This is a genomic window from Campylobacter sp. BCW_6464, from assembly GCF_001762775.1.
GTDB classification, from domain to species: Bacteria; Campylobacterota; Campylobacteria; order Campylobacterales; family Campylobacteraceae; genus Campylobacter_D; species Campylobacter_D jejuni.
Window position 1 is genome coordinate 1 of the sequence record NZ_MJXM01000084.1, and the last position, 8,724, is coordinate 8,724.

The 8,724-nt window shown below is 29.0% G+C and carries 8 protein-coding genes, 6 tRNA genes and 1 pseudogene; 9 read left to right on the plus strand and 6 right to left on the minus strand.

Annotated elements, in window-relative coordinates:
• Position 1 precedes the first annotated feature (1 nt).
• The 8 genes from AJ885_RS09610 (at position 2) to AJ885_RS09645 (ending at position 4,594) form a co-directional block, all read left to right on the plus strand.
• Positions 2 to 77: transfer RNA gene (locus AJ885_RS09610), tRNA-Val, on the plus strand.
• Between the two features lie 51 nt (positions 78 to 128).
• Positions 129 to 205: transfer RNA gene (locus AJ885_RS09615), tRNA-Asp, on the plus strand.
• A 4-nt stretch (positions 206 to 209) separates the two neighbouring features.
• A tRNA-Lys gene (locus tag AJ885_RS09620) sits at positions 210 to 285 on the plus strand.
• Between the two features lie 19 nt (positions 286 to 304).
• Positions 305 to 380, plus strand: a tRNA-Arg gene (locus tag AJ885_RS09625).
• 6 nt (positions 381 to 386) lie between these two features.
• Positions 387 to 462, plus strand: a tRNA-Val gene (locus AJ885_RS09630).
• Positions 463 to 513: 51 nt separating this feature from the next.
• Positions 514 to 590: transfer RNA gene (locus tag AJ885_RS09635), tRNA-Asp, on the plus strand.
• A 66-nt stretch (positions 591 to 656) separates the two neighbouring features.
• Positions 657 to 1,037 carry a hypothetical protein gene (locus tag AJ885_RS09640; RefSeq protein WP_070233912.1) on the plus strand — a complete coding sequence of 127 codons (381 nt, stop codon included), beginning with the start codon at positions 657 to 659 and terminating at the stop codon, positions 1,035 to 1,037.
• 44 nt (positions 1,038 to 1,081) lie between these two features.
• A complete protein-coding gene (locus AJ885_RS09645) occupies positions 1,082 to 4,594 on the plus strand; it encodes an acyl-[ACP]--phospholipid O-acyltransferase (protein WP_053872947.1) in 3,513 nt (1,170 codons plus the stop codon).
• Between the two features lie 7 nt (positions 4,595 to 4,601).
• Here AJ885_RS09645 and AJ885_RS09650 read toward each other — a convergent pair whose 3' ends face one another.
• The 5 genes from AJ885_RS09650 to AJ885_RS10795 all read right to left on the minus strand — a co-directional run bounded on the left by AJ885_RS09650 (position 4,602) and on the right by AJ885_RS10795 (position 7,224).
• Complete coding sequence (locus AJ885_RS09650) at positions 4,602 to 5,513, minus strand: AEC family transporter (RefSeq protein ID WP_002861688.1); 912 nt, start codon at positions 5,511 to 5,513, stop codon at positions 4,602 to 4,604.
• 450 nt (positions 5,514 to 5,963) lie between these two features.
• Entirely contained in the window at positions 5,964 to 6,137 is a 174-nt protein-coding gene (locus tag AJ885_RS10525; RefSeq protein WP_186820458.1) for a helix-turn-helix domain-containing protein, read from the minus strand.
• Complete coding sequence (locus AJ885_RS09655; protein ID WP_070281230.1) at positions 6,134 to 6,352, minus strand: helix-turn-helix domain-containing protein; 219 nt, start codon at positions 6,350 to 6,352, stop codon at positions 6,134 to 6,136. Before AJ885_RS09655 ends, AJ885_RS10525 begins: the two co-directional genes overlap by 4 nt.
• A gap of 16 nt (positions 6,353 to 6,368) precedes the next feature.
• Positions 6,369 to 6,731 carry a 3'-5' exonuclease gene (locus AJ885_RS10790; protein WP_250540854.1) on the minus strand — a complete coding sequence of 121 codons (363 nt, stop codon included), beginning with the start codon at positions 6,729 to 6,731 and terminating at the stop codon, positions 6,369 to 6,371.
• On the minus strand, positions 6,706 to 7,224 hold the full coding sequence (locus tag AJ885_RS10795; protein ID WP_250602279.1) for a hypothetical protein: 519 nt from the start codon (positions 7,222 to 7,224) through the stop codon (positions 6,706 to 6,708). Before AJ885_RS10795 ends, AJ885_RS10790 begins: the two co-directional genes overlap by 26 nt.
• 303 nt (positions 7,225 to 7,527) lie before the next feature.
• On the opposite strand from AJ885_RS10795, the pseudogene AJ885_RS10915 reads away from it, so the two are divergent.
• A pseudogene (locus AJ885_RS10915) lies at positions 7,528 to 8,359 on the plus strand (tyrosine-type recombinase/integrase); the annotation flags it as partial.
• A 50-nt stretch (positions 8,360 to 8,409) separates the two neighbouring features.
• Here AJ885_RS10915 and AJ885_RS09670 read toward each other — a convergent pair.
• Positions 8,410 to 8,697 (minus strand): hypothetical protein, encoded by a 288-nt coding sequence (locus AJ885_RS09670; protein WP_173405599.1) that lies wholly within the window; start codon positions 8,695 to 8,697, stop codon positions 8,410 to 8,412.
• Positions 8,698 to 8,724 lie beyond the last annotated feature (27 nt).

Consider the following 8,724-nt stretch of genomic DNA (forward strand, 5'->3'; position numbering starts at 1 on the left):
AGGTCGCTTAGCTCAGTTGGTAGAGCGCCACCCTTACAAGGTGGATGTCATAAGTTCGAGTCTTATAGTGACCACCATTTTATAAAATCATAAATAGGTTTTATAATCTCTACTTCTTTACTTTGGATGCAGCGGTAGTTCAGCTGGTTAGAATGCCGCCCTGTCACGGCGGAGGTCGCGGGTTCGAGCCCCGTCCGCTGCGCCATCTTGTCTCGTTAGCTCAGCCGGTAGAGCATCTCCCTTTTAAGGAGGGGGCCGTTGGTTCGAATCCAACACGGGACACCATTTTTATTGTTAGGGTTATGACCCTTTCGTCTAGTGGCCCAGGACAACACTCTCTCTGTGTGGAAACAGAGGTTCAAATCCTCTAGGGGTCGCCAATCATAGGTCGCTTAGCTCAGTTGGTAGAGCGCCACCCTTACAAGGTGGATGTCATAAGTTCGAGTCTTATAGTGACCACCATTTTATAAAATCATAAATAGGTTTTATAATCTCTACTTCTTTACTTTGGATGCAGCGGTAGTTCAGCTGGTTAGAATGCCGCCCTGTCACGGCGGAGGTCGCGGGTTCGAGCCCCGTCCGCTGCGCCATCTTGCTTGGTAACAATTTTATAAGTATAATTTGCAAAATAATAAAAAATAGAGCTAAGGAAAAAAATGCTTATTATTGGACATAAATTATTAAAAAATTTAGATTTTTCTTTTATTGAAAGTGTTGAAGAAGTTAAAGATAATAAAGTTTATTGTATTGTTTATGATGAAAAATTGATTTCTTATTTAAGTCAAAATGATTTTGAATTTGCTATTTTAGTTCAAAATAAAGACGAGATATTTTTAGCCAATGCTTTAGGAGCTAAGTTTTTGCTTTGCAATGACAAAAAACTTGCAAAATTTGCTAGCAAGGTTGCAGAATTTTATGTTTTTGATAGTAGGGTTTTAATGATTGTTGATAAATTAGAGAATTTTAAAAAATTTTATAAATTAAAAATCGATGGAATGATTTTAAAAGATAATATAGATAATTTTCCTAAAAACTGATAAATTCTTTTGTAAAATAAGTGCTAATTGACGAGGTTTAAATAATGCAAAAAAAATCTTTTTTGAAAATTTACGGATTAATTCCTTTTTTACTTATAGCATTCATCAATGCTTTTGTGGATTTGGGACATAAAATTATTATTCAAAATACTATTTATAAGGCCTATGAAGGAAGTGAGCAATTATTTTTAAATGCTATAGTTAATGCTTTGATTTTACTTCCTTTTATTCTTATGCTTTCTCCCTCGGGTTTTTTAGCGGATAAATATCCAAAAAATATTGTAATGAAAATTTCAGCAATTTTCAATGTTATACTCACTTTAATAATTTGCATTTGTTACTATAGCGGTGCTTTTTGGATGGCTTTTATTTTTACTTTTATAATGGGAGCACAAGCAGCGATTTATTCACCAAGCAAATACGGTTTTATCAAAGAACTTGTAGGAAAAGACTTTCTTGCTATGGGCAATGGTGTAATTAATGCAGTAAGCATTATGGCAATCTTAGCAGGAATGGCTTTATTTTCTTTAAGTTTTGAAAGTCTTTATAGCTCTACATATAATCAAACAGATGAAATTTTAAAAGAAGTAGCGCCTTTAGGAATTGTGCTAATTATATTTTCTTGTATCGAAGTATTTTTTGCGTGGCGTTTACCTAAGCTCAAACAAACAAATAAAGATTTAGTTTTTAATAAAAAAGACTATATTCATGGAAAACTTCTAATAAATAATCTTAAGCTTGTTTTTAAAAATAAAACTATTTGGCTTTGCATAATAGGAATTTCATTTTTTTGGGCTATATCTCAACTTTATCTTGTTAGCTTTCCTGTCTTTGTCAAAAATGAACTTTTCATAGAAAATACTTTTTATGTGCAAATTTCACTCGCTTTTTCTGGTATAGGAGTGATTTTAGGCTCTTTAGTAGCTGGTAAATTTTCAAAAAATTATATAGAACTTGGACTTATTCCACTTGGTGCATTGGGTATGTTTTTAATGGCTTTTTTAATGCCTTATTTTATAAGTTTATTAAGTTATAGTTTTTTATTTTTCTTTTTTGGATTTTGTGGAGCTCTTTTTATCGTTCCTTTAAATACTTTAATCCAATTTCATGCCAAAGAAAATGAATTGGGGCAAATTCTTGCAGGAAATAATTTTTTTCAAAATATTGCCATGTTAGGATTTTTACTCTTAGCAACTTTATTTGCAAAATTTGAAATCAATGTGGTTTATTTGTTTTATTTTATTACTTTAGTAACCTTTATAGGAGGTTTTTATATACTTTTAAAATTTCCCTTTTCTTTAGTGCGTATACTTTTAAGCATAGCTTTTTTACAACGATACCGCTTACTTGTAGAAGGTTTTGAAAATATACCAGAAAAAGGCGGAGCTTTGCTTTTGGGTAATCATATTTCTTTTATTGATTGGGCTGTTGTACAAATGGCAATTCCAAGAAAAATTTATTTTGTTATGGAAAGAAGCATTTATTCTAAATGGTATATTAAATTTTTTCTTGATAAATTTGGCATTATTCCTGTATCAAGCACGGGAAGTAAGACGAGTTTAGAACTGATAGCAAAGCATATCAAAGAAGGTAATTTAGTTTGCTTGTTTCCTGAAGGTACACTTTCAAGACATGGACAATTAAATGAATTTAAAGCAGGATTTGAATTAGCTTGTGAATATTTAAGCGAAGATGATGGAAAAATTATTCCTTTTTATATAAGAGGACTTTGGGGTAGTGCTTTTTCAAGAAGCGATGAAGAATTTTCAGCAAGAAACCGCACTTTAAATAAAAGAAAAATTGCTATAGCTTTTGGTAAAGCTATGCCTTTGCATTCTAAAAAAGATGAAGTTAAAGCTAAAGTTTTTGAACTTTCTTTTATGGCTTGGAAATCACAATGCGAAGCTATGCATACTATAGCAAGAGCTTGGATAGATACAGCTAAAAAAAATCTAAATCAAATAGCTATTATCGATACACTAGCTGGAGATATTTCTTATAGAAAAATGTTGAGTCTTAGTTTAATTCTTAATTTTTTTATTAAAAGAAAATCCAAAGAATTAAACATTAACCCTCAGCGTGGAAGTTATGCTCCTAAAGAGGAAACTATAGGAATTTTATTACCTGCTTCTTTTGCAAGTTCTTTAACCAATCTATCTGTTTTAATCGCAGAAAAAATTGCAGTAAATCTTAATTTTACTGCTGGAGAAAAAGCTCTAAAAGCAGCTATAAAAAATGCGCAAATTTCACAAATTTATACTTCTAAAACTTTTTTAGAAAAATTAGCAAATAAAGGTATAAACCTAAATTTCGATACAAATATACATTTAATTTATTTTGAAGATATTGTAGAAGATTTTAAAATGCAAAAAACTAAAATTTTTAGCATGATGTTAGCAGTTAGTATCATGCCTAGTTTTATACTCAAAACCATTTTCACTCCTTCAAAAAACAATCTTGCCATCGCAGCTATTTTGTTTAGTAGCGGAAGTGAGGGTTCTCCAAAAGGTGTTATGCTCAATAACCGTAATATTTTAAGCAATATAGCACAAATTTCTGATGTGCTTTGCACAAGAAACAATGATGTCATTCTCTCATCTTTACCACCTTTTCATGCTTTTGGACTTACCGTAACTACATTTTTGCCTTTGCTTGAAGGTATTAAAAGTATCACTTTTGCAGATCCAACTGATGCCTTAGGGGTTGCCAAAACTGTTGCTAAAAATAATGTCACTATTATGTGTGGAACTTCAACCTTTTTAGGAATTTATGCAAGAAATAAAAAACTTGATGCTTTAATGTTTGAAAGCTTAAGAATAGTTGTATCAGGTGCTGAAAAACTAAAAAATGAAGTAAGAACTGCTTTTGAAATGAAGTTTAAAAAAAGCATTTTTGAAGGTTATGGAGCTACGGAAACCACGCCTGTGGCGAGTGTAAATTTGCCGAATCGTTTTGATGCGGATTATTGGCTTATACATCGTGCCAATAAAGAAGGAAGTGTAGGAATGCCTCTACCTGGAACTGCGGTACGTATTGTTAATCCAAATAATTATGAAAATTTAAAAACAAATGAAGATGGACTCATACTTATAGGCGGTCATCAAGTTATGGTAGGCTATCTTAATAACAAAGAAAAAACCGATGAAGTTATTAAAGAAATTGATGGCATAAGATGGTACAACACGGGAGATAAGGGACATTTGGATGAAGATGGTTTTTTATATATTGTCGATCGTTATTCTCGCTTTGCAAAAATTGGCGGAGAGATGATTTCTTTGGGTGCAATAGAAGAAGAAATTGCCAAATTCATAGATACTGAAGTGGTTAAATTTTGTGCCACATCTTTAGAAGATGAGAAAAAAGGGGAACAAATTGCTTTACTCATAGAATGTAATAATGAAATTTTTGAAAGAGTATGTGAGATTATAAAAAATTCTAATATACCTACACTTTTTAAACCTAGATATTATTTTCAAATAGAAAAAATTCCCCTCCTAGGTTCAGGAAAAGTTGATCTTAAAAAAGTTAAAGAATTAGCTAAAAATTTAGCCATATAATTTGAGCTTATAACAAAGCCCAAATTAAAATTGGCATAGAAACAAAAGCAAAAAGAACTCCAAAGGCTACAGCACTTACGGCTAAATTGCTATCTAGTTTAGCTTTCATTACCATAGCTCCTGCTAAGGTCATAGTAGGAGCTGCGCTTTCTATAATAGCAACAATGGTAGAATTTTTTAATTCTAAATTAAATATTTTTAAACAAAATACAAAAAATAAAGGAGCTAAAATCATTTTAGCAAAGATGACAATTACTGTAGGTTTGTAAGAGGTTTTAATCGCCATAAAGCCAAGTCCTAAACCTATGGCAAAAAGTGCAACAGGGGTTGCAGAAGCGCCAAATAAACGAATAGGAGAGAAAATAAATTCAGGTAAAGTAATTAATTTGCACAAAAAACCAAAAAGCAAAGCTAAAAAAGGTGGAAAACTAAGAATTTTTTTAACATTAGCAAGTAAACTGACTTTTTCTCCATTTCCCAAAGAAAGTATAAAAGGTCCAAAAAGTGATATAGGTAAAGTTGTGGCTAAAGCATCGTAAAATATAACTTCAGCGCTAAATTGTGGGTCATTAAATATACCAGCAACAATAGGCATACCCACAAATATAGTATTTCCAAAACAAGAAAGCAAAAACATACTGACTAAAGTTACTTTAGAAAAATGAAAAACTTTTCCAATAAGAATAGCAAAAAAAGCTGCTAGTATACAGCTAAACAATCCAATAAAAATAAAAATAATCAATGAAAAATCAAAATTTAAATGATATGCTTTATCGAAAATCAAACAAGGTAAAGCAAAAATAATAGCAAAATCTAAAAAAGTCCTAGCTTGTTTTTGTTTTAAAACGCCAATTCTTTTGGCAAAATATCCGCCTGCAAGTAAAATAAAAATTGTAAATAATGGTATAAAAACAAACATTGAATAATCCTTTTTAAGGGATGGTTTTTGAAAACGGATAGAATTATATTCTTTATACTTAAAAAAAATCTTAATATTTTTTAAGTTTTTTAAAAAAACCAATATTTTTTATTTTTTGTAACTTTAAGAAATTGTAAGTTGAAATTTGATTTTGAATAGTTGGTATTTTAAGTTGAATGATTATAATTTTAAATAATGGTGCGGTTAGCGAGATTTGAATAATGCTAATAAAAACACTACTATACAATATTTATAAATAGCATAAAAATAAAAAGTTAGGATAAAAGTTAGGAAAATTATAAACATTATGTTTATTCCTATTTTTTTAATATTTTTACCATTGTATTTAAAAGTGTATATTAAAGAGTTGATTGAATATATACCGCTCCCGCTAAAAGAAGCGAGAGCATAGGCGAGTGATTGATTGTTATATATTGTTTGAATTGGAGTTTAATTTTTTTCAATTTCTTCAAGATTATATAATGGTTTTCTTACATTTGTACTAATTTTATATTCCTTAATATATCCTGACTTAACCCAATTTCTAATTGTTAGGATATTTACATTAAGCATCTTTGCTATTTCTTCTCTATTATAATATTTTTTAACCATTTTTCTTCTCATTTGTGGGGGAGTTCTTTTATTTTCTGAAAATCGAGAATGGTTTCTTTTGATATGTAATAACCTTTTTCTAATTTAAAGCTTTTTAGAGCACCTCTTGAGATCCATGTACGAACTGTTGTATGGGTTACAGAGTACATTTTTGCAACTTCATCGACAGAATAATAAGTTTGCTCTTTAAAGCTTCCATCTTCTTGTAGTTTTTTAATTATTTTCATTCTATTGTTATCCTTTCTAATTTTTTTCTATAAAATCTTTTTCAAGCAAATAATCTTTGTTAATGTTTAAAGAATTTTTAGCTCTTGTAACTGCCACATACAAAAGATTTAATTCTTCTTTTGCTATGGTAATTTGTTCTCTTTCTTCAAGTTCTTGCTTGATGTTTAAAAAATCATCAATAATTTCAACATTATTCCACTCTAAACCTTTGCTCTTGTGTCCTGTACTTAATATCAAATCAGCTTGTTCTTGTTTTTTAACACAACTTTTTTCAATATCTTTAATAAGCTTTATAATATCGCTATGCACATATTTAAAAAGAACAAATATTTTTTGTTTTAAGTCAACCTCTTTAGTTAGTTTCGTTGATATATTCAAGAAGTTCTTTTAAGTCGGCAAATTTTGCAATAAACTGATTTTTGATATATTTGTGTTTTTTAAACAGAAGATTTTGTATGTCTAATAACTCATCAAAACTATAACTATTCACCCCTCCCACAAAAAATAATTTTTTATTCAAATTTTTTACTGCTATATCAAATAGTTTAGCATTGGTTCTACATATTATAGCTTTTGCTTCATTTTCATCATTTCCCTTTCTTGGTTTTAGCGTTCCTTTAAAATCTCTTGGGGCATTTAAAATTCCCAAATAAGAATTGGCAATAGTAGCTATGCTTTGTGGGCATCTAAAGCTTTGAGTTAGATATAAAATATGAGATTTTGGCATAGATGCTAATACTTCTAAGGAATTTACAGCACCTCTGAATTTATAAATGCTTCGGAATGTATCTCCTATAAAAACTTTTTTAGCTTGCTTTTGGTTAAGAACAATGTCGATAACACAAGCGTTGATATCCTGTGCTTCATCCACTAAAATAAAATCATATTCTAGCTTTGGTTTTGTAAGTTGAATTAAAAGAAGTTATAAATAATTATTTGTATAGCAAAGAACTTGAAAATATAGATTTTACATCTATAAAATTGTTTGAAGGACTAATTGCAAAATATAAATTTTTTACACTGAAGATAAATTAAATACAATAAAACTAAAGTTTTATGAAATTGTTGGAATAAAACTTAAAAACATCAATAAGATAAATCAAGATAAATATTTATTATCAATTTCTGATGTTGTATGTGGATTATATGAAATTTTATTTATATAGATAATATATATTTAAAGAACACTTTATTGTTTTATAGGTGTATTTTTAGATCTTGTAGAATATTCTTTAGATTATCAAGATGAAATGCAAATAAACGATATAAAAACGACTTTTTTAGTCAATTTTCTTAATTATTTAGAAAATAATTCAAAAAATGGCAATAAACTATCAAAAAAAACAAAAATAACTTATTTGAGAGTATTAACTAGCTTTTTTTCTTTTATAAGCGATAATAATGATGATTTGTTTGTTTTTTCCTTTGATATGAAGAAAATTAGATTTAGAACAGAAAAATCAGAAGAAAATTAAATTATCTTAATGAAAATGAAATTATAAGGCTAAATAATGTTTTAGAGAAAGAAAAAGCAAAAAAAGAAGTTTACAATAGTTTTAGAAAAAACTTATGCTTTATGGAGGACTTAGAATTTCTGAAGCTTTAAATGTAAAACTTTGTGATTTTGAAGAGGTTGATGATGAAATATTAAAAATATCCATAATAGGCAAGGGCGGTAAAGAACAATTTGCATTTATTAAAAAAGAAGAAGTAGATGATGAGCTTGAATATTTTAAAGAAAATATCCAAGATAGTGATTACATAATGCAAACTAGCACAGGAAAACATTTAAATAGAAGCAATGCTTTTTTGATTGTAAATAATATTTACGCTAAAGCTTTGATCAGCAAAAAAGGACTTCATTTGCTTAGACACACTTTAGCCATGAGATTAACAGCCAAAGGAACAAACCTTGTGGAATTCTAAGACATGCAAAACTAAATACTACTGCTATATATGCCAAAGCAACAAATGATACAATAAAAGCTGCGTTATTGAATAATTAATTTTTCTAAAATTGAGTATTTGCATAGACTTCAAGAAGAAGTCTATGTGTTTAAAATTGTTCTAATAAAAGTTTAGGTTCTCCGCCAAGTATTTTGATGAAATTTGCAATTCTTGATTGTATTATTTCTACGGAATACATACCTCCTAAACCGCCTAAAGCATAAAATAATTCTTCGAAAATGTCTTCTTTGTTAAATTCAAGTTCTTCTATGTCAATAAGATCAGGAGTTCGGCTACATTTTTGTAAATTTTGATATATTTTGACTAAAATCTTGATTTTTTGTAGATTACTTTCAGCCTCTAAATAAGAATTTAAGTGTATTATTAGGGTTTTTATGAGTTTTTCTCTATTTTCTTTATTTTC

Excerpts from the sequence above, each read along its gene's own strand:
- AJ885_RS09640 (WP_070233912.1), top strand. The coding sequence starts at position 657 with ATGCTTATTATTGGACATAAATTATTAAAAAATTTAGATTTTTCTTTT.
- AJ885_RS10525 (WP_186820458.1), bottom strand. The coding sequence starts at position 6,137 with ATGAGAAGAAAAATGGTTAAAAAATATTATAATAGAGAAGAAATAGCA.
- AJ885_RS09645 (WP_053872947.1), top strand. The coding sequence starts at position 1,082 with ATGCAAAAAAAATCTTTTTTGAAAATTTACGGATTAATTCCTTTTTTA.
- AJ885_RS09650 (WP_002861688.1), bottom strand. The coding sequence starts at position 5,513 with ATGTTTGTTTTTATACCATTATTTACAATTTTTATTTTACTTGCAGGC.
- AJ885_RS09655 (WP_070281230.1), bottom strand. The coding sequence starts at position 6,352 with ATGAAAATAATTAAAAAACTACAAGAAGATGGAAGCTTTAAAGAGCAA.